At 41.3% G+C, this 19710-nt stretch carries 20 protein-coding genes and 1 tRNA gene; 17 read left to right on the top strand and 4 right to left on the bottom strand.

All coding sequences use genetic code 11. The annotated features are described in order from the left end of the window. The first annotated feature begins 13 nt into the window (after positions 1–13). The 6 genes from R1T16_RS05775 (at position 14) to R1T16_RS05750 (ending at position 4209) form a co-directional block, all read left to right on the top strand. Complete coding sequence (locus tag R1T16_RS05775; protein ID WP_317500139.1) at positions 14–418, top strand: ester cyclase; 405 nt, start codon at positions 14–16, stop codon at positions 416–418. Positions 419–432: 14 nt separating this feature from the next. Beyond that, complete coding sequence (locus R1T16_RS05770) at positions 433–939, top strand: DinB family protein (RefSeq protein ID WP_317500138.1); 507 nt, start codon at positions 433–435, stop codon at positions 937–939. Positions 940–1201: 262 nt separating this feature from the next. Further along, positions 1202–2566: a GH1 family beta-glucosidase gene (locus R1T16_RS05765; protein ID WP_317500137.1), complete on the top strand. Its 1365-nt coding sequence runs from the start codon at positions 1202–1204 to the stop codon at positions 2564–2566. A gap of 24 nt (positions 2567–2590) precedes the next feature. After that, positions 2591–3595, top strand: a complete 1005-nt coding sequence (locus R1T16_RS05760) for a glycosyltransferase family protein (protein WP_317500136.1) — start codon at positions 2591–2593, stop codon at positions 3593–3595. Positions 3596–3727: 132 nt separating this feature from the next. After that, positions 3728–3952 (top strand): hypothetical protein, encoded by a 225-nt coding sequence (locus tag R1T16_RS05755; protein ID WP_317500135.1) that lies wholly within the window; start codon positions 3728–3730, stop codon positions 3950–3952. 17 nt (positions 3953–3969) lie between these two features. Continuing rightward, positions 3970–4209: a hypothetical protein gene (locus tag R1T16_RS05750; protein WP_317500134.1), complete on the top strand. Its 240-nt coding sequence runs from the start codon at positions 3970–3972 to the stop codon at positions 4207–4209. Positions 4210–4339: 130 nt separating this feature from the next. Here R1T16_RS05750 and R1T16_RS05745 read toward each other — a convergent pair whose 3' ends face one another. Then, positions 4340–4840 (bottom strand): hypothetical protein, encoded by a 501-nt coding sequence (locus tag R1T16_RS05745; protein ID WP_317500133.1) that lies wholly within the window; start codon positions 4838–4840, stop codon positions 4340–4342. A 333-nt stretch (positions 4841–5173) separates the two neighbouring features. On the opposite strand from R1T16_RS05745, the gene R1T16_RS05740 reads away from it, so the two are divergent. Both R1T16_RS05740 and R1T16_RS05735 read left to right on the top strand, forming a co-directional pair. Next, a complete protein-coding gene (locus R1T16_RS05740) occupies positions 5174–7771 on the top strand; it encodes an Ig-like domain-containing protein (protein ID WP_317500132.1) in 2598 nt (865 codons plus the stop codon). Positions 7772–8018: 247 nt separating this feature from the next. Continuing rightward, the gene (locus tag R1T16_RS05735; RefSeq protein ID WP_317500131.1) at positions 8019–8825 is read left to right on the top strand and encodes an SRPBCC family protein; all 807 of its coding nucleotides are present in this window, start codon (positions 8019–8021) and stop codon (positions 8823–8825) included. Between the two features lie 149 nt (positions 8826–8974). On the opposite strand, the gene R1T16_RS05730 is transcribed toward R1T16_RS05735, so the two are convergent. After that, entirely contained in the window at positions 8975–9151 is a 177-nt protein-coding gene (locus tag R1T16_RS05730; RefSeq protein ID WP_317500130.1) for a hypothetical protein, read from the bottom strand. Positions 9152–9354: 203 nt separating this feature from the next. Between R1T16_RS05730 and R1T16_RS05725 the strand changes: the two genes are divergently transcribed. From R1T16_RS05725 to R1T16_RS05710, 4 genes are all read left to right on the top strand, one after another. After that, positions 9355–11247 carry an ATP-dependent DNA helicase RecQ gene (locus R1T16_RS05725; protein ID WP_317500129.1) on the top strand — a complete coding sequence of 631 codons (1893 nt, stop codon included), beginning with the start codon at positions 9355–9357 and terminating at the stop codon, positions 11245–11247. 1 nt (position 11248) lies between these two features. Then, positions 11249–12196: a methionyl-tRNA formyltransferase gene (fmt, locus tag R1T16_RS05720; RefSeq protein ID WP_317500128.1), complete on the top strand. Its 948-nt coding sequence runs from the start codon at positions 11249–11251 to the stop codon at positions 12194–12196. A 189-nt stretch (positions 12197–12385) separates the two neighbouring features. Then, on the top strand, positions 12386–12664 hold the full coding sequence (locus tag R1T16_RS05715) for an HU family DNA-binding protein (RefSeq protein ID WP_317500127.1): 279 nt from the start codon (positions 12386–12388) through the stop codon (positions 12662–12664). Between the two features lie 232 nt (positions 12665–12896). Then, entirely contained in the window at positions 12897–13457 is a 561-nt protein-coding gene (locus R1T16_RS05710) for a YqgE/AlgH family protein (RefSeq protein ID WP_317500126.1), read from the top strand. Here the strand turns inward: R1T16_RS05710 and R1T16_RS05705 are convergent. Further along, positions 13454–14293: an aminotransferase class IV gene (locus R1T16_RS05705; RefSeq protein WP_317500125.1), complete on the bottom strand. Its 840-nt coding sequence runs from the start codon at positions 14291–14293 to the stop codon at positions 13454–13456. The two genes, R1T16_RS05710 and R1T16_RS05705, sit on opposite strands and share 4 nt — an antisense overlap. A 52-nt stretch (positions 14294–14345) precedes the next feature. Then, entirely contained in the window at positions 14346–14738 is a 393-nt protein-coding gene (locus R1T16_RS05700; protein WP_317500124.1) for an START-like domain-containing protein, read from the bottom strand. A gap of 152 nt (positions 14739–14890) precedes the next feature. On the opposite strand from R1T16_RS05700, the gene R1T16_RS05695 reads away from it, so the two are divergent. From R1T16_RS05695 to R1T16_RS05675, 5 genes are all read left to right on the top strand, one after another. Then, positions 14891–14964, top strand: a tRNA-Met gene (locus tag R1T16_RS05695). A gap of 55 nt (positions 14965–15019) precedes the next feature. Continuing rightward, on the top strand, positions 15020–16270 hold the full coding sequence (locus R1T16_RS05690) for a tyrosine-type recombinase/integrase (protein WP_317500123.1): 1251 nt from the start codon (positions 15020–15022) through the stop codon (positions 16268–16270). A 123-nt stretch (positions 16271–16393) separates the two neighbouring features. After that, the gene (locus R1T16_RS05685) at positions 16394–16855 is read left to right on the top strand and encodes a hypothetical protein (RefSeq protein WP_317500122.1); all 462 of its coding nucleotides are present in this window, start codon (positions 16394–16396) and stop codon (positions 16853–16855) included. A gap of 95 nt (positions 16856–16950) precedes the next feature. Then, entirely contained in the window at positions 16951–17514 is a 564-nt protein-coding gene (locus R1T16_RS05680) for a hypothetical protein (RefSeq protein WP_317500121.1), read from the top strand. Beyond that, positions 17514–19445, top strand: coding sequence for a hypothetical protein (locus R1T16_RS05675; RefSeq protein ID WP_317500120.1), 1932 nt, complete (start codon positions 17514–17516; stop codon positions 19443–19445). Before R1T16_RS05680 ends, R1T16_RS05675 begins: the two co-directional genes overlap by 1 nt. Positions 19446–19710: the final 265 nt, after the last annotated feature.

Below are 19710 nucleotides of genomic sequence, written 5' to 3'. Positions count from 1 at the left end.
AAAAACAATAATTATGAGTACAGAACAAAGCAAAGCTTTAGTTGTACGCTACAACAAGGAAATGATTGAAACAGGGAACATGGGGGTATTAAGGGAGATTGCTTCGGCAGATTTTGTTAATTATTCGGCACCTGCCGGCATGCCTGCCGGACTTGACGGGATGGAATATTTTTTCACCAACATTCTTCATGCCGCCTTCTCTGATATCCATGTAAATATTGAAGACATGGTTGCCGACGACCAAAAAGTTGCCACCCGCAAGACCATCTCGGGCATCCATAGCGGAAAGCTTATGGATATTGCCCCTACCGGTAAAAAGATCACGCTATATGTAATTGACATTTTGACTATTGAAAATGGCAAGATTACTGAGCACTGGGGACAAAACAATTTTACCGAAGTAATGCAGTCGCTTTAAGATACCTGACAAAAATGGATAAATGTTATTTTTTAGACTTAGCCGGTTATATTGCCTGGACTGACAATAAGATAATCAAGTGGCTGGACCAGATTAGTGAAGAGCGCTGGGAACAAAACATTACAAGTAGTTTTAACAGCATAAAGCAAACAGCTCTTCATATAGCGAGTGCGGAAAAAATCTGGATAGACTTTTGGAAAAACATTCCTGATCCTGTGTTTTTGTCCGCAGAATTTGATGGCACTAAAAATGATCTGCTGAAAATATGGACAAAAACCTCTTTACAATTAAAGGATTTTATAGAACATTACCCCGAAGAAGAATACCGCAAACAAATTATATTTAAAGTAAGGGGAGAAGAATGGAAAATGGAATTCTGGCAGACATTCTCGCATTTTATAAACCACGCCACGTATCATCGCGGACAACTTGTAACAATGCTGCGTCAGGTTGGTTTCGAAAATTTTTCTTCAACTGATCTGGCTACTTATTATCGTTTGTCAAAAAACAATTCTGCATAAATAAAATATCCGTGGCAATAAGCGCTACGGATATTTATTGTTACACAATACAACACAAACTACTGATAATTAATATTTTATTAACCTTATCATAAACACCACTTCACGTTTCTGTTTTTAATTTACTAAAAAATAAGAGACATGAAATCATTCTTTTTAAAATATCTTATCTCTTTTAGGGAATGGCTTTTCTTAAAGGCCATGCAGTCTACTTTCATACATTAATATCCATCAGGAGAATTAGCTTACACGTTGTTTTTGGATGGAGATACAGGATGATTCAGGATTGAACAGACACCTGTTTGGAACAGATTTCAAATGGGGCGTTTCTACTGCTGCCTTCCAGATTGAAGGCGGATATGATGCCGATGGTAAAGGACTCTCTATATGGGATGTATTTACTGCCCAAAAAGGCAAGATAAAAAGCGGCCACCACGCACAGACGGCCTGCGATTTTTACACATCTTACCACACCGATATTGAGCTTATACAACAGCTTAACATTCCCAACTTCAGGTTTTCCATAAGCTGGTCACGGGTTTTGCCCGACGGTACCGGCAGGATTAACCAGGCAGGGATAGACTATTACAATACACTTATAGACCATATGTTGCAATGTGGTATTGAACCCTGGGTAACGCTTTACCACTGGGACCTGCCTCATGCACTGGAACTTAAAGGCGGGTGGACAAACCGCGAAATTGTAAAATGGTTTGCCGAATTTGTTGAACTCTGTGCCAAAAACTTTGGCGACAGGGTAAAGAACTGGATGGTGGTAAATGAACCATCAGTATTTACAGGGGCGGGTTACTTTCTAGGAATCCATGCGCCGGGCAGGCGCGGACTGGGCAATTTTGCCAAAGCTGTTCATCATGTTACGCTAGCTACAGCAACAGGCGGAAGAATATTACGGTCAATACTTCCTGAAGCTAACATAGGCACTACTTTTTCATGTACGTATATAGAACCATTGTCAGACAAGAAAAAGCATATTGACGCCGCAAAACGAGTTGATACCCTGCTTAACCGCACTTTTATAGAGCCTATACTGGGTATGGGCTATCCGCAGGAGGATTTGCGCGTACTGAACAAGCTTAATAAATATATGCAGCCGGGCGATCTTGAAGCTATGGCCTTTGATTTTGATTTTATAGGCCTGCAATGCTATACGCGCGAAATAGTACGGTCATCTATGCTTACGCCTTACATAGGCGCGGCACTGGTTTCTGCCGAGAAACGTAAAGTACCGCTAATCACCGAAATGAAATGGGAAGTGTATCCTGAAGCTATTTACCATATGCTGAAAAAATTTAGTGAATATAAAGGCATAAAAAAGATACTTATTACCGAAAATGGTGCCGCATTTCCTGATACCCTAACCGATGGGCAGGTAAACGATGAACTTCGCACCAAATACATACAGGATCACCTTAGCCAGATACTCAGGGCCAAACAGGACGGCGCAAACGTGCATGGCTATTTTGTATGGAGCCTTACCGACAATTTTGAATGGGCAGAGGGGTATCACGCCCGCTTTGGCCTTATCCACATTGATTTTGAAACACAGCAGCGCACCATAAAACAATCGGGGCTGTGGTTCAGTAATTTTTTAGCTGATGAGAAATAAAGCCTATCTTAAAAATAGCAGACAATGAAAATTCTTTATGCAGTACAGGGCACAGGAAACGGACACCTTAGCCGTGCCATAGACGTTATTCCGTGCCTGCAAAAGCACGGCGATGTAGACATTCTGGTAAGTGGTATACAGGGCGACCTGAAACTGCCTTTCAAGGTTACCTACGAACTCAGAGGGCTAAGCTTTATCTTCGGAAAAAAGGGCGGTGTAGACCTTTGGAAGACCTTTGCCAAAACCAATACCCGTAAGCTGGTACGAAGCATAAGAGAACTGCCTGTGGAAAAATACGACCTGGTTATAAACGATTTTGAACCGGTATCGGCGTGGGCATGCAGCCTTAAGAATAAACCCTGCATAGGCCTTAGCCACCAGGCGGCAGTGCTGGACTCAAGATATCCGCTGCCAAAGAATACCGACCGTACCGGCAGGTTTATCCTGAAACACTACGCTCCTACAGATGCAAAATACGGTTTCCACTTTAACGGAGACGGAAAGACGATGTTTACGCCCGTTATCCGTAAGCAGGTGCGCAGTCATGAAATTACCCAGGGAGTACATTATACTATTTACCTGCCTGCCTACGACGATAAAACCCTTATAAAAAGGCTATCGGAATTTAAGGACATAAAATGGCATGTGTTCTCCAAACATAACAAAAAGGAACTTGTGCATAAAAACATCATTATCCAGCCCATAAATAACGAGCAGTTTACGGCGAGCATGGCAGCATCTGCAGGTGTATTGTGCGGGGCGGGTTTTGAAACCCCTGCAGAGGCATTGTTCCTTGGTAAAAAACTGCTGGTAATACCTATGAAGAACCAGTATGAGCAGCAGCTTAATGCAGCTGCACTGGAGCAGATAGGGGTACCGGTAATCAAAAGCCTGAAGCCAAAATACAATGACGTTATAAAGGAATGGCTAACCAACGGAAAACCGATACCGGTAGACTATCAAGACATGACCCAGGAAATTGTAGACAGCGTTATAGCAAGGCATACTGTACCGGCACTTGCCGTATAAGTTATTTCATTATTATGCAGCAGGTTAAGTATTTTCTTAAGATTATTTAATGTTTTATTGGCAATTCGTTACCAAAACTTTAAAGGTTTATGGAGCATCTTTGTAAAACTAAACCACCTAAAACTACAGATCATGAAAAAGAACATTGACTTAACAACGATCAAAAATTTTATCCTTACCAACGCACTTTCAGAGAACGTTATGCTTATGCTTCACCCGTCTAACTTTGACAAACTGGTAACAGCAGGCAAACAGAAAACCAAATCAATTTGCATAGCCGGCATCAACATTATTGCTGATGACAACAACGAAATAAACGAGGGCGAAATAGACGTCCTTGAAGTAAAATTTAATTAGAGAAACACATCACCCCTATGAGAACAGCAATAAGCTACGATAGCGTACAGGAATTTATACTGGAACATGATCTTGACGAAAACAGCAGTATAGTGCTTCACCCCCGTGATTATGATATTGTGGCTTCTGAATTTGCTGACGAAAACAACATTGTAATATTCAGGTCTTTTGAGATACTTGGTGTCCCTGTGCTTGAAGATAATGCAGATGAAGTGAAAAAGAACAGCATTGCAATACTGCAACTGGCTGCCTCATAAAAACATATACATCAATAATTACTTTATTGGTAAGGCCATCCGCTACGGCGGGTGGCTTTTTTTGTGCCCTCATTTTTTCGCCCATAAAAAAGCCCCTTGCGGGGCTGTAAATACTAAAATAACAACGTGCTTAATTTGCCGTCATAGTAAGCTGAGAGCCGTTGATGCTCCCTCCCCCAAACACTTCTGTAAGGAAAGAATCTGCACAGCCCATATCTTTTTGTGTACGCGGGTCCTTTTTAACCTTTAGCGTAGCATCTACAAAATACTTCTCGCAACGGTTTACCACTGTTCGTGCCTGCATTGGCCCCATAACCTCTATTATCTTCAAGTTTGTAACGGTGACTACGTAGTTTCCGTTGTCTTTTCGCACTTCAAAATCAAATTTACAGTCGTTACGCATAACCGGCGATCCCTCCTGGCAGGTGTTTTTTATCTTATCTGCCGAACCGGTGTGCACATCGTTTACAAATGTATTGATCTGCAGCTCAGGATTGCCGTCAAGCTGTGCCTGCATATTTGTAGCAGCAGGGTAAGTATGCTGCCATATAAGTTTTCCGTTTTCGTTCCTGAATCCGTCCTGTGCCATGACAGGCAGCGCAAACAGCAATGAGAAGAGTAATTTTTTCATAGCTAATTCTTTTTAAGTGTAAGTACTGTTTGAGTATATAGGAAGGTGATATAAAATTACCCATAAAACATCAACAGGCAGCCGTTTAACCCTGTTTTACAATTTATTTATGATTCGGTTATGTAAAGCGGTTAAAAATCTTACGGGCTAATCCACAAAAATGCAGTTTGCAGTATCATTAAGTGTAGTGCTTCAAAAAAATATGTTAATAAAATGTGTTTTCAGCCGAAAGAATGTTCAAATAAACTTTTTTCCGAATAAATCACATCAACCTTATTTTTAATTAATCTAAATAAATAACTTTGCGCTGTTTAATATCCAACATACACGTTCATGAAGAGAACTATCCTTTTTTTATTATTTTTAGTGTCCGGTGCAGCTGTAACTGCACAAACACCCTGTTCTGAGCCCGGACCTGCCATAGGTTCTACAGGCTGCGTTACATTTACTTACGACGGTCAGACCGTTCAATATACAACGGTAAGGGCTGCAGACGGCAACGTTTGGCTTCAGCAAAACCTGGGAAGCTCAGCAGTGGCGACATCTGCAACAGATACAAATGCCTATGGCGACCTTTTTCAATGGGGCCGCTGGAATGACGGACATGAAAAGCGTAATTCAGCAGGATCTGCCATAGCACCTTCGCCAAACAATCCTTCAGGCCTTACCTCAGGGAATAATAATTTTTTAACCTCAACACCGGCATGGTGGACTGTAGCCGGATCAGGCGATGCCTGGGATGGCTCATCTATCGCTGACGTTACAGAAACGAGCGGATGCGACCCTTGTAAAGCTGCGTTGGGCAACGGATGGAGAGTACCAACATCTGACGAATGGCAGGCTATCATCACTACAGAAAACCTTACCGATATAACTGCTGCCTTTAACAGTAACCTCAAACTTACTGTTGCCGGTTCACGAAGCGGAGTTGGCGGAGGATTTACAAGTGTAGGCCAGAGAGGTTACTACTGGAGCAGTACACCAAGCCCAAGCAATGCAAACTATGGCAAATACTTATTTTACAGTAATATTTCCATGAATGCTAACGCCGGGGCATCAAGAAGCCAGGGAACATCGGTACGCTGCATTAAAGGAATATCGGCTACGCCACCGGCAGCACCTACAGGCATTACCATTATAACCCAAGGCAGTGTTCCGGCTGAGATAACTACAAACGCAGGCACACTTCAGCTTCTTGCTGTTGTTTCTCCGGGCAATGCAAACCAGTCGGCTACATGGTCTATAACATCAGGCAGCGAATTTGCATCTATCAACGGTGCGGGGCTTGTTACAGCTACAGCAAACGGATCCGTTACTGTACAGGCAGTGAGTTCAGAAGCTCCATCTATTACAAACACAATTACCGTTACCATAACAAACCAGGTGCTGGCTCCTACAGCTGTAAACATCGCAGTAGCAGATAATGCAGCGGCAACGATAACAGCAAACGAAGATACGCTTCAGCTTATGGCAGCGGTACTTCCGGCAACGGCTAACCAATCGGTTACATGGAGTATTACAGCAGGTGCCGAATTTGCATCGGTAAACGAAACAGGACTTGTTTCTGCTTTAGAGAACGGTACGGTTACAGTGCAGGCAGTTAGTACAGTAAACAATATTCTACTTGATACTATAGAAGTAGTGATTACAGGGCAAATCACGTTACCACAAACTGTTGTGATAAGTGTTGCAGACAATGCAGCAGCTACTATAACTGAAAACGAAGGTACACTTCAGCTGAATGCTGCGGTGCTCCCTGCTTCTGCAGAGCAGACAGTTACATGGACAATTACAGAAGGTAGTGAATTTGCATCTGTAAGCGAAGGCGGACTTGTTACTGCTATTGCCAACGGTACAATTACCGTTCAGGCAGTAAGCACCGTAGATGCAGCGATACTTGATACGATAGAAGTTGTTATTACCAATCAATATATTGCACCCGTAAACCTTGAGGTAACTACCGAAAACAATGTAAATGCAAGCATTATAACAACAGGTGGAACACTACAGCTTGAAGCTGCGATAGTTCCTGCCGAAGCTGACCAAACAGTTATATGGAGCGTTACTGCCGGAAGTGAATTTGCCACGGTAGATGCCAGCGGACTAGTTACTGCTCTTGGAGACGGTGTTGTTACCATACAGGCTGTAAGCACAGATGATAACACACTACTTGACACTATTACGGTTAACATCATCAACCAAAACCCTGCATCGGCAGCACCATATTGTGATGCTACAGTAGAATGGGATGTTGAGCCGATATCAAGAGTAGCGTTTGCAAATATTGACAACGCATCAAGTGCAGCAGTTAACGCATCTCCTGCTTATGAAAACTTTACCGCTATTATAGTTAATGTTATCCAAAATGATATATATAGCCTCGCAGTGGAAGGAAATACAGTAGGTATGTTTGAGCACGACATCAGGGTATTTATCGACTGGAACCAAAATGACGAATTTGACATGGCCACAGAATATTACCATACATCTATACAGGATACTGATGGAACAGACGGAACACAGGCAGTAATTAGCATCACCATTCCTGCTGATGCCGCTGTAGGAACCACACGCATGAGGATTACCAAAGACATGTGGAATGTATTTGAAGAGGGAGAGTTTGATGCCTGTACAGATGCATACTACGGCCAGGTGGAAGATTATACACTAAGCGTTACTTCTCCTGTTGCCGGACTTGACGACCTTAACAAAACAAGATTTACAGTATACCCTAACCCTACTCATGACCTGTTAACTATCCAGTCTCAGGCAGCGGTTAAAAATATAGAGGCTTACAATATAGCAGGCCAGCTAATTGCCCAAAGCAGCAATGCACAGCTTAGCCTTTCAAAAGCAGCAGCAGGCATCTACATTGTCAAGATAAGCTTTGAAAATGGCAGTACTGCAACACAAAAAATTATAAAGCAATAGTTAGTAAGTTAATTTGCAGATCAAAAAAAATAGATGTTAGTAGTAGTTTAATAGTTTTTGTTTTTTAGAGCAACGTTAGTTAGTTTTTGTTTTATTCATATTTTTTTTGAGGGGCCGCTGGGTAAAGACAGCGGCTCTTTTTTTTGCCTTTATGACTACCTTAAGAATACTTTACCAATCCTTTACCATAGCCCGGTTTTTATATTGACTAATTTTATAACTAATAACAGACATAAAATATAATATTATGGAAACCAGCAACATCAAATCAGCATCAGGGCCAAAACAAAACTTTTCGAAGTATGACGTTTCAGGCACAGACCCTAACCGTTATGCATCCGTTTCCAACACTAAGGAAGCTGATACATATCTTCACAAAAATAAAAAAAGCGTAGTGCCTGGCTTAAGGGTAAACGTTAGCAAAACAGAACGTTTACTTATGGTTGCGGCAGGAACTTACCTGTTGTACCGTGCACTTAAAAAGAAAAAAAGCACACCCAGAAAAATAGCCGAAGGAATTACAGCAGGAACAATGCTGTTTAGAGGTATAAGCGGCTATTGCCCTGCTTATGACCTGATAGACCAAAAGGGCGTACTCAAGGGAAATAAAATAGGCATTACCACATCGCTTACGGTAAACAAACCGGTAGAAGAAGTATACAACAGCTGGAGACAGCTGGAAAATCTTCCGCTATTCATGAAACACCTGCAAAGCGTTGAAGTAATAGACCGGCAGACTTCGCAATGGAAAGCTAAAATTCCGGCAGGCATTGGTTCTGTAGGATGGAAAGCACAGATACTTACTGACAAACCTAACGAGGTATTAAGCTGGCAGTCGCTTGCCGATTCTACGATACACAACGCAGGAAGGGTTAAGTTTAAATCTAACGGAAATTCAACAGAAATAGAAGTAAGCATCGCTTACCATGCACCTCTTGGTAAAGCAGGAGAAGCAGCAGGAAAATTGCTTACACCGGTATTTGAAAGAATGCTGCAAAAAGACATTGAAGGCTTTAAAGAATATATTGAAGGGGGTTCAATAATTGCTTCATAATAGTGCAATTTCATTTGTGTAAGAAGGGCGTGATCTTTACTGATTCACGCCCTTCCTTTTTTTATCCAATCAAAACTACAATGCATTAAAAAAAGGTACAGCAAAGCTGTACCCTGAATTAACCTAATATTTAGTATTTAGTAGAATTTTTAGCTAAAGATCCCAAATACGCCTGCCACTACGATAAATGCTATAGCAACGACTCCTGTAATTTCAATAGATCTTATAATGGTATCTTTCTTCTGGAAAGAGTAGTAAAAGTTTTTCTTTTTTCCGGCAGCTACAAATTGTGCCTGGCTAAACTGAGAGCGAGTTGTGTTTTTCATTTCGTTAATCATTTATCATTAATATCCTAATACAGTAAATATATAAACGCATTTCCATTAAAAAAAGTATTTAACAAAGACTTAGGCTTTAACACTTAAAAAACTACAATGCGTTTATAAAAACGTCCTCCCCGGATGAATAATTATCTGTATGCAAAAGAAGTGCCAAATTCTTAGTAACTTCGTGCTACTTTAAATTAATTATGCAGCAGGCGCTCGATATCCTTAAAAAATACTGGCAGCACGATACCTTCAGGGAACCGCAGGAAGAAATAATCCGTTCGGTCCTTGACGGTAAAGATACTTTTGCCCTTATGCCTACCGGAGGAGGCAAATCAGTTTGCTTCCAGGTACCCGCCATGATAAAGGATGGGCTATGCCTTGTGATCTCGCCATTGGTCGCGTTAATGAAAGACCAGGTTAATAACCTGGCAAAACGCGATATCAAAGCTATTGCCTTAACGGGAGGCATATCGACCGACGAACTTAGTGACCTGCTGGACAATTGCAAATTTGGCAATTACAAATTCTTGTACCTCTCCCCGGAAAGGCTTCAGGCCGACTGGGTAATAGAGCGCATAAAGGACCTGCCCATAAATCTTGTAGCTGTAGATGAAGCGCACTGCGTATCGCAATGGGGCCACGATTTTAGACCGGCTTATCTTAAGATATCGGCATTAAAGAAACACCTGCCCCATGTGCCGTTTATGGCGTTAACAGCATCGGCAACACAGCGGGTCCAGGAAGATATCGTAAAGCAGCTGGGACTAGAATCTCCTGCCCTTTTTAAAAAATCATTTGCCCGGGAAAACCTTGCCTATATGGTTTTTGAGACCGAAGACAAACTGCTTCGCATTCAGCAGATACTGACCAAAAATCCGCAGCCGTCCATAATTTACGTACGCAACCGCAAGGCCTGCCATGATCTTTCAGGTCAGCTGCAATCGCTGGGGTTTAGCGCTACCTTTTATCACGGCGGCCTAAAAGAAAAAGAGAAGGAAGCTAACATGCAGGCATGGATGAAAGAAAAAGCACAGGTTATTGTTGCCACCAATGCCTTTGGAATGGGAATAGACAAAGCTAATGTGCGTACCGTAATCCACATACAACTACCGGAAAACCTTGAAAATTATTACCAGGAAGCAGGGCGTGCGGGGCGTAACCGTGAAAAGGCCTATGGCGTACTGCTTGTACATCCGTCTGACATCAACATTGGCAAACAGCAATTCCTGGAAGTGCTGCCCGATAAAAAATTCCTTAAAGAAGTATACAACAGGCTTAACAGCTTTTTACAAATTGCCTATGGCGAAGGGATAGATGAGACCTATCCTTTTAACTTCAATAGTTTTTGCCAACAGTACAAGCTGCCGGCAGCAAAGGCCTATAATGCCCTTCAGTTTTTAGACCGGCAGGGTATACTCACGCTTTCACAGCAGTTTACAGAAAAAGTGACCATACAATTTATCATCCCGAGTAAGGAGGTAATGCGCTACATAAGCCTTAACCCTGCAGATGAAGAAATGATTCTTGCCATACTGCGCAATTATGCAGGGGTATTTGACATGGAAACGCCACTGAACAGTACACTTATCACCAAAAAAGCTAAGGTTTCTGAAGAAACGCTCACTAACCTATTGGAAAGGCTGGCGCAAAAAGGCGTTATATCGTACCGAAGCAGCGGCAATGACAGCTCCATCACTTTTAACGAAGTACGTGAGGATGAACATACCATAAACCGCATCTCTAAATTTTTAGAACAGCAAAATGATATAAAGATCAGCCAGTTTGAATCAGTGGTTCATTTTGTTTCAGACAAGGACACCTGTAAGAGCAGGCTTATCCTCAATTATTTTGACGAAAAAGAGAATACCGACTGCGGTATATGTTCGTACTGTATCACAAAGAACCGAAAGCCCGTGAGTCCGCTTGATTCGGCAAATGCCATACTGAACCTGCTTAAAGACACATCTTATAACTCAAAACAGCTTGAAGAATTGCTGGGCTTAACGCCCCAGGATACAGTATTTGCGCTTCAGCTGCTGATGGAGAACAACAGGATTACACTAAACACTAACAATCTATACACACTACAATAAAATGGAACGCTTACGAATTGTATTTATGGGTACGCCCGAGTTTGCCGTAGGGATACTTGACACGATATACCAAAACAACTACGACGTTGTAGGGGTAATTACCGCTGCCGATAAACCGGCAGGACGCGGCCAGCAGATAAAATACTCGGCAGTAAAAGAATACGCCCTTGAAAAAGGATTACGATTATTACAGCCTGTAAACCTAAAAGACGAAGCTTTTCTTGAAGAGCTTAAAAGCCTAAATGCCAACCTTCAGGTGGTTGTTGCCTTCAGGATGCTTCCTGAGGCGGTTTGGAAAATGCCTTCTCTGGGCACTTTCAACCTACATGCTTCACTATTGCCGCAATACCGCGGTGCTGCACCTATCAATTGGGCAATTATAAACGGCGAAGAAACAACAGGTGTAACGACCTTTTTTATAGACGACAAAATAGATACAGGCGCCATGATATTAAAAGCGTCTTTAGAGATTGGTGCAGATGAAAACGCAGGCCAGCTCCATGACCGCCTTATGGATCTTGGCAAGGATACGGTAATAAAAACACTTACTCTTATTGAGAACGGCAATGCAGTCACTACGATTCAGCCTAACGACGACGCTATTAAAACAGCTTATAAACTAAACCGCGACAACTGCAAGATAGACTGGACAAAACCGGGCGCCGAAATACATAATCTCATACGCGGGCTTAGCCCCTACCCTGCTGCCTGGTGTTTCTTTAAAGACAACGGACAGGAGTGGAACGTAAAAATATATGAGACTTCATTTGTAAAAGGAGAGCAGCAGAATGCTGCCGGAACTATAACAGCCGATAAAAAAGAGATAAACATCGCAGTAACAGACGGTACTATAAAAATACTTGCACTTCAATTTCCCGGTAAGAAAAAAATGACGGCAAAAGAACTGCTTAACGGAATGACATTTTTGGGAGAAGCGACAGCCTTGTAACCCACTGAATATAGGACTTTCACAAAAATTTAAGAAAAACAAGCCCTATTGTCAACATTAAGATAAAAGTTATTAACAATTGAGCGTAAAATCAGGTAAAACGCTTGCACGGTTTGGATTTCCTATTAAATTTGTAAGACAGGAGTTGAAAAAACAATAATTTTAACCAAACAATTAATAACAATTATTATGAACAAATCAGAATTAATCGACGCAATGGCTGCTGACGCAGGAATCTCTAAAGGTGCAGCTAAAAAAGCATTAGAATCTTTTGTTACTAACGTGAGCGGCGCACTTAACAAAGGTGGAAGAGTATCACTTGTAGGTTTCGGATCTTGGTCTGTAACAAGCAGAGCTGCAAGAGAAGGAAGAAACCCACAAACTGGAAAATCTATCAGCATTGCTGCTAAGAATGTGGTAAAATTCAAACCGGGAGCAGAACTTGACGGATCTGTAAATACTAAATAGTCTTTTAGCATATAAAATATAGAAAGCCTCTCAACTCCTGAGAGGCTTTTTCTGTTTGTTAAATTTTAGAATTTCTATTCACTTAAAGCCAAATACACAACACTTTAGCTATTTATCATTGCAAAAAATCAAAAAATACGGCAAAATAGTTAAAAAGCTTTTTTTGTAAAAGTTTGTGAAAGTTTTGGAGGTCTGTAATATTTCTTTTAAATTTATTACAAATTGTAAGAAGATGATTTCACTAAGACCCAGAAAAGGCCATCTGCTGATAGCGGAACCTTCCACCATCGGAGATCTTTCTTTCAACAGATCGGTAATCCTTCTGGCCGATCATAATGATGAAGGATCTGTTGGATTTATCCTTAACAAACCGTTAGGATACACTATCCATGACCTGATACCAGAGATCAAAGGAAATTTTAAAATCTACAATGGAGGCCCTGTTGAACAGGACAACCTTTACTTTATCCACAATATCCCGGAACTTATTCCTGACAGCATAGAAATATCTAATGGCATTTACTGGGGCGGCGATTTTGAGTCCACCAAAGAACTGATAAACAAAGGACTTATTAAACGTACAAACATCCGCTTCTTTTTAGGCTACACAGGATGGGAAGCCCATCAGCTTGATGAGGAGCTTGAAGACAATTCATGGATTGTATCTGAAAACAGCTATGACAATAAGATTATAGGCAAATCGAGCACTTCTTTCTGGAAAGAAAAGATAATGGAACTTGGCGGCGAATACCTGATTTGGTCTAACGCACCGGAGAATCCTGCCCTAAATTAACTGAACCTGATTTTTGCATTCAGCCTTTTTAAAAGGTCAGATGACAGCTGCGATACAAATTCCTTTTTACGGTACTTTGTTATAGGCTGAATTCCTTTAACCACGTTGGTGATAAACAATTCATCGGCCTTCTGCAGGTCAAACGGAGATATGGATGCCTCCACTACTTCAATACCTTCAATTTTTTTAGCCAGTTCAAGAACCTGCTTCCTCATAATACCGTTAAGGCAGCCATCGGCCACAGGCGGAGTTACAAGTTTACTTCCCGTAAGCATAAAAAGATTCCCCTGAAGGGCTTCAATTACATTCTTCTCATCATTTACCAACAGGCAGTTTTGCAGTCCGTTCTCGTGTGCGAAAATGCTACCGGTGATCTGCACCATCTTATTAGTACTTTTAAGTGAAGACAGCAGCTGTTTGGTAACATAAAAATCACGGAACAGGTCTACCTCATAGGCATCGCTGTTTAACGAATATAGTGGCTCAGCAAGCGCAGAGGCAGTTACAATGAATTCAACATCATTATTCTCAGGCAGGTAAAACCCACCCGATTTCCTGAATACAGACATCCTTGCCCTGTAAGCAGGTGCAGCAGGCAGGGAATCAACTAACAACAATACCTGCTCCTCCATATACTCCATGGTGAAATTCATGGGGATTTCCATCCTTACAATGCGCAGCGAAGCCATAAGCCTGAAGTAATGGTCTTCCAGGAAAAGCACTTTGCCATCAAGAACCCTAAGGGTTTCAAAAATTGAGTCACCATACAGGAAAGCCCTGTTTTCGTGAATGGATATGGTAGATTCGGTTACAAGTGTACCGTTATAATTGATCATAAAAAAAGCCCTGAAAATTCAGGGCAAATATAGTTCTTAATAGAATGAATTCCTAAACCGATCCTAAAACATGCTTAAGGTCTGAAATCTGGTTTTCCCAAAGCTGTTTAGACTCCTGCATATCGTCTTCTTCTGCAAAGTCTACAACGACAAGGGAAACGTCTTTAGTGATCTCATCTACCTGTATGCGAAGTTCAAAATAGTAGTCGCCATCCTTATTATCGTCATCTACCCAGCGGTATTTTACCTTTTCTCCAGATTTCTTAGAAGAAATACGTGCTTTCTCTTCGCTGTCATCCCATATAAAAGTAAAGAATTCCCCTCTCGAATTAACGTTGTCTGCAAACCATTCGGATAAACCTGATGGTGTAGATATATATTGGTACAGAAGCTGAGGTGATGAGGTTATCGGAAACTCCAGTTCATATTTTACTTTTTCGTCCATATGGGTCTTAAAATTTTTGGAAATATATAATAATTAACATTCATAAAAAAGGGTTTTTAAAAATAATTTTTTTCTTCAAATTTTATTTGGAACATATAAATAAAGCCCTATATTTGCACCCGCATTGAGAGATGTAATACAAACCGAAAAATGGCGAGGTAGCTCAGTCGGTTAGAGCGCAGGATTCATAACCCTGAGGTCACGGGTTCAACTCCCGTCTTCGCTACGAAATGTAAAGATTTGAAGGAGTGGTTTTAAAGAAATTTAAAGCCACTTTTTTTATGCCTTCAGTTTACCAAATAATGTCGTCACTACACTTTTCACTACACGATTTGGCACCAAAAAAGAAATACGGTAAGATCAATTTATTTGACTGGAATGGAGACCTTTCCAAAAGTTGGTACGTTTATTATAGTTTTGAAAATCCTGATACCGGCAAATTAACTCGACAAAATAATATTCATGGCAACATAAATTCCTTTGAAAGTATTCGTGGAAGGAAGCAAGCGGCTAAAATTATTATAGATGCACTGAAGGAAATGCTCGAAAACGGCTTTAGCCCTTATGCGATTCCGGAAGAACCGGTACAACAGGATGAGTCTATAAGCGCCGTTAAAACAATTGGCCAGGCAATTGATTTCGCCCTGAAGGCTGGAAAGACCCGATATGCAGAATCTACTTATAATGATTTTAGCAGCCGAATGAAGCAATTTAAAAAGTGGCTTACCGGCAAGAACCTGCACGACACCCCTGTTCAGTCATTTACTCCTATTCCTATATTGGATTATCTTAATGAGGTTCATGAGCGCACCAGCGCCCGGAACCGAAATAATACCAGGTTAAATATTTCAAGCTTGTATAAGCTACTCATGTCTAATCATATTGTAAAGATCAATATTGTTGAAGACATTGACAATTTGGCCAGCAAATCGGCAAAAAATAAGTCGTACAGCTCAGAGCAAGAAATAGAGCTGCTTGAACTGCTTGATAAAAAGGATCCGCTGTTAGGCCTTTTTATTGGTTTTATATCTATGAATATGCTTCGCCCGGTGGAAGTTTGCAGACTAAAAATTGAAGATATCAATATTAAGGATAAAGTATTGACAGTTCGTACTAAAACAAAAGCCAGCAAAATCAAGATCATTCCGGAAATGCTCCTGGCACTCCTACCCGATCTCAAACCCTACAATCAAAAAGATTTCCTTTTTACTCCTACTGGCCCAGGGCAATGGGTTACCAATGAAGTCAACAAAAGGAATTACTTTGGTAAACGCTTCAAGGAAATAAAGAATGCACTCAGCCTTGGCAAAGAATACGGAATGTACAGCTGGAGGCATACCTACATAACTAAAATATATCGCGAGCTCCGAAAAGACTTTCCTCCTTTTGAAGCAAAAAGCAGGCTTATGCTTATTACCGGCCATACCACTATGACAGCGCTCGATATGTATCTGCGTGATATTGATGCAGAATTGCCTGAAGATTACAGCCACCTTATGCACGACGGGGTAAAAACGAAAAATGGAAAGTAAGGATTAAACATGTCCTATTTATAGAAATGCCGGAACAATACATTTGTACCGGTATTTTTTTTGCCCTTTGTTTTGGCAAGTAATTTGTATTATTTTTAACCATCAATCACCCTACTCCAATCTATGATCCAAATCTCAATCCCGGTGGAACCTCATGTGAAGAAGTACCTCATGAAGAAGTATGGTTCTACCTACACAGCGTCGAAAACTTCGTTTTTAGGCCTTGAGGTACTTCAGGCCTTGTCCGGTGAATATGAAAAGCCTTATGTTCCTTCAGAGCAGGCGGCGGAACTTAAACACAGTTATAAGGTATTTATTCCGGAACGCTATTTTAATAGCAATGGCCATACTGTATCTATCAATAATTTGCAGCATCTTGGGGAAGTTGTTACAAAGAACTTCATGGAAACCATGTGCCAGTATCTCGATATGATGGTCGACCAGGGCAAACTGGCCATGCCGGAACTTCGCACATTCTTACATTACTATCACATATCTGAAGAAGATGTAAAACTTGAAAGCCTTTACAAAACCTATCAAAGGCACTGTAAAGGGAGCATTAAAAGCCCGAAAATAGCGGTATAATTTAGGACACCCTTTTTAAAATCGCTGAGAAACATAGTAAATACAGGCGTTTCCGCGTAGGACAAATTCGTAAAAAAACTTTAAAAAAAATTTGGATGTATTTTAATTGCCCTGAACAGTTGGCCGGTTTTGCCCGGTTAGATTTTTACCTGATATCGGAAACATCTAACTGGCCATTTGTGGTAAATGATGCCAATGCCGGTACGATACTAATTACCCCTCAGGTAACTATTGATGTTGATGGATCCATTGAACCGGAAACGATCAAAATTACCGATGATATTAAACCGGATGGATCGGGCGATACTGACCGCCAGCACAACTACAGCGAAAAGCTCCAGTTCTCTATCCAAAAAAGTTCTGCAATAGATAACATCGGTTTTGTGTCGGTTACGCCGTCACATCCGGATATCGAGATCTTAAATGTTGCCGTTAACGGCAACAACGTAACTATAGGCTATGTCCTAAACAACGGATTTACCACAAATAATCTGCGCCTGCAGTATCGTATGGCGGGCAGTACTACCTGGTACGCAATTGGCGATATCCTTTCTAATGGATCTGTAACTATTACCAGGACGGCCGGGACGTATTCGGCTCGCATTGTCGATTATAATAACCTTGCAAACGTTTCTGCAATCGTAACCTTTACCATATAATGAGCCTGATACGAATATTTGCCAATGGCATAGAGCTGGATATCGTGATCGATACGCTGAATATCCGTAAAGAAAACAACGCCTTCAGTACCGATTTCAGCATTTCGCATTCGTCGTACCCTTTTCTGATCGTGGAAAACGAGAAAACCCAGCGCGCGTTAGGTACCCGAGATCTTACGTCTGTCATTAAAAAGAAGATCATTCCGGTTACCGTTTTTGAAATGGGTGAGGAGTTTAACGGCGAGCTGCAGGTGTTAACCTATTCGCCGGGGTTCAGAAAATGCAATATAAAATACGGCGTGGAACCGTTAGCTATCATGAACGCAAAGCTGTTAGATATCCTGCCGGTGCTGTCTGTAATTCCAAACGTATCTACTCCGGTACCGTTTACTGAAGAAAGCCTGCAGGTTATTTACGGCACTTCGTTCTGGGAAACCTACCCTAACCAATTTGTGGGCAAAATATACCCTCAGGCAAAGTTCCAGTTCCCGCAAATGGCATGGAAGAATAAATTTTCTGATGAAGCTCCGGAAGCAGACGATCCATGGTTTGAATACAAAGGCTATTACAATTTTTACCAGGCTAACCACAATTTTGCCATCAACAATTATACGATCACCGGCGCGCTGAATGATAACGTATCTGTTTTTAATCGAAACGTCCCCTCTCCGCAATTATTTCTGCTTGGGATATTAGATTATGCCTTTGCATCGATTGGATGGAAAATAGCGGGCGATTTCGTGTCAAATGAATTTATTAAGCGCTTGCTGGTACTTTCCACAAAAAACAATTTGTGTAAAGTGGTCATAGCGCCGGCAAGCCAGGTGTTTTCTTTTACTGATCTCATATTGCGATCAAATGTTAATTTTGCGTATGACTACTATATGTACGAACATATACCAACTTCTGCCGGTACATATACTTTTCAATATAACATTACTGATGCCTTACGCCCGGACGGTATAACCAACACAGCCATCACTAAACTGGTATGGCAGCTTGATGCCATAGATGTAAGCGTAATTGACGGGGAAGTATATGCCAACTATAATGACCCGGCTAATTTACATTTTGAGGGTTCATTTGATGTAGTAGTTGATGAAGAAAAGGTAGGCAAAAGGCTGCGTGTATTTTGGATGCAGCTGAAGGCCAAACCGTTCATTGCTCCCGCCTACACCCTGCAATGGACAAAAGATGGTAAAGATTACCAGATGATGCACCCTACCCTACAGCTGGGCCGGTATGCGCCTGAAGGAACATTATCTGATTATATCAATGAAGTGAAAAATACTTTTGCGTTGAATCTAAAGTTTGACAGCGTTTCAAAAATGGCCTACTTTAATTTCACGGCCAAATCGCTTATAAAAGCTGATCAGTATGCTGTTCAAAAATCACTGGCCATAACAGAATATGAACCGCCGGAAAATGTAGCTGTTGTGCTAAAATACGCCAATGAAGAAGATACTTCATTGTATATAGATAAGAATGGCGTAACCCTAAACCAACCGCCACCGGCTGAATTTGGCTTTACAATAGAAAGTAAATTTAAGCTTGTACCGCGGGAAGGGCAAACAGCGGATCTAAGTACAATTGACGATAAGGAAGGTACCGGCCTGATGATATATGCCCCATCCGGAACTGCAGGTTTTGAACTGCCGGTGATCACCGATACTTACAATGGCCAGACTTTAACCTGGGATGGCGCTCAGGGGTTATATAACATGTTCCATAAAAACGTTGTTCGCTTCAGGCTTAATGCATCCAAGCTTGAGATTGAAGGGCCTTTTACCGAAACGGAGATCGCAATGGCAGCGCGCGTGTTTAAGATCCATGTGGATAACCAAACGTATATTATCACTGGCATGGAATACGAGCCAACTAAACAGGGGAATTATAACGTTAAGTTTACCCTTGAGAGTTTGAACTTTTAAAAATTCCTATTATCCTGTTCCATAATGATTCGTGGTAATAGAACCTGTGACATTGCTCGCAATATAAGGGAAGCAAATCAGGTGAAAAGCCAAATTTTGAAGCACATTTTTTACAGTATTGGGGCATCTATTTTAGTTTAAAGTTGTAAGAAAAATGGGGAATATCACAATTGTAATGTCTTTGGCCACCCTATATTTGCGCCGGTAAATAGGGAACGGTGTTCATGTTATAATTGGTTTGTGCTTAGCAACCGTTCCGAAATAT

Origin of the sequence: Flavobacterium sp. DG1-102-2 (assembly GCF_033042555.1) — a bacterium.
In the GTDB taxonomy this organism is placed as follows: domain Bacteria; phylum Bacteroidota; class Bacteroidia; order Flavobacteriales; family Flavobacteriaceae; genus Flavobacterium.
This window is presented reverse-complemented; position numbering and strand designations above follow the sequence as displayed.

What these genes read in the sequence shown, in the direction of transcription:
- R1T16_RS05735 (WP_317500131.1), top strand. Translation starts at nt 8,019, where the DNA reads ATGGAAACCAGCAACATCAAATCAGCATCAGGGCCAAAACAAAACTTT.
- R1T16_RS05725 (WP_317500129.1), top strand. Translation starts at nt 9,355, where the DNA reads ATGCAGCAGGCGCTCGATATCCTTAAAAAATACTGGCAGCACGATACC.
- R1T16_RS05760 (WP_317500136.1), top strand. Translation starts at nt 2,591, where the DNA reads ATGAAAATTCTTTATGCAGTACAGGGCACAGGAAACGGACACCTTAGC.
- R1T16_RS05770 (WP_317500138.1), top strand. Translation starts at nt 433, where the DNA reads ATGGATAAATGTTATTTTTTAGACTTAGCCGGTTATATTGCCTGGACT.
- R1T16_RS05765 (WP_317500137.1), top strand. Translation starts at nt 1,202, where the DNA reads ATGGAGATACAGGATGATTCAGGATTGAACAGACACCTGTTTGGAACA.
- R1T16_RS05675 (WP_317500120.1), top strand. Translation starts at nt 17,514, where the DNA reads ATGAGCCTGATACGAATATTTGCCAATGGCATAGAGCTGGATATCGTG.
- R1T16_RS05685 (WP_317500122.1), top strand. Translation starts at nt 16,394, where the DNA reads ATGATCCAAATCTCAATCCCGGTGGAACCTCATGTGAAGAAGTACCTC.
- R1T16_RS05750 (WP_317500134.1), top strand. Translation starts at nt 3,970, where the DNA reads ATGAGAACAGCAATAAGCTACGATAGCGTACAGGAATTTATACTGGAA.
- R1T16_RS05730 (WP_317500130.1), bottom strand. Translation starts at nt 9,151, where the DNA reads ATGAAAAACACAACTCGCTCTCAGTTTAGCCAGGCACAATTTGTAGCT.
- R1T16_RS05775 (WP_317500139.1), top strand. Translation starts at nt 14, where the DNA reads ATGAGTACAGAACAAAGCAAAGCTTTAGTTGTACGCTACAACAAGGAA.
- R1T16_RS05690 (WP_317500123.1), top strand. Translation starts at nt 15,020, where the DNA reads ATGCCTTCAGTTTACCAAATAATGTCGTCACTACACTTTTCACTACAC.
- R1T16_RS05710 (WP_317500126.1), top strand. Translation starts at nt 12,897, where the DNA reads ATGATTTCACTAAGACCCAGAAAAGGCCATCTGCTGATAGCGGAACCT.
- R1T16_RS05755 (WP_317500135.1), top strand. Translation starts at nt 3,728, where the DNA reads ATGAAAAAGAACATTGACTTAACAACGATCAAAAATTTTATCCTTACC.
- R1T16_RS05700 (WP_317500124.1), bottom strand. Translation starts at nt 14,738, where the DNA reads ATGGACGAAAAAGTAAAATATGAACTGGAGTTTCCGATAACCTCATCA.
- R1T16_RS05705 (WP_317500125.1), bottom strand. Translation starts at nt 14,293, where the DNA reads ATGATCAATTATAACGGTACACTTGTAACCGAATCTACCATATCCATT.
- R1T16_RS05740 (WP_317500132.1), top strand. Translation starts at nt 5,174, where the DNA reads ATGAAGAGAACTATCCTTTTTTTATTATTTTTAGTGTCCGGTGCAGCT.
- fmt (WP_317500128.1), top strand. Translation starts at nt 11,249, where the DNA reads ATGGAACGCTTACGAATTGTATTTATGGGTACGCCCGAGTTTGCCGTA.
- R1T16_RS05680 (WP_317500121.1), top strand. Translation starts at nt 16,951, where the DNA reads ATGTATTTTAATTGCCCTGAACAGTTGGCCGGTTTTGCCCGGTTAGAT.
- R1T16_RS05715 (WP_317500127.1), top strand. Translation starts at nt 12,386, where the DNA reads ATGAACAAATCAGAATTAATCGACGCAATGGCTGCTGACGCAGGAATC.
- R1T16_RS05745 (WP_317500133.1), bottom strand. Translation starts at nt 4,840, where the DNA reads ATGAAAAAATTACTCTTCTCATTGCTGTTTGCGCTGCCTGTCATGGCA.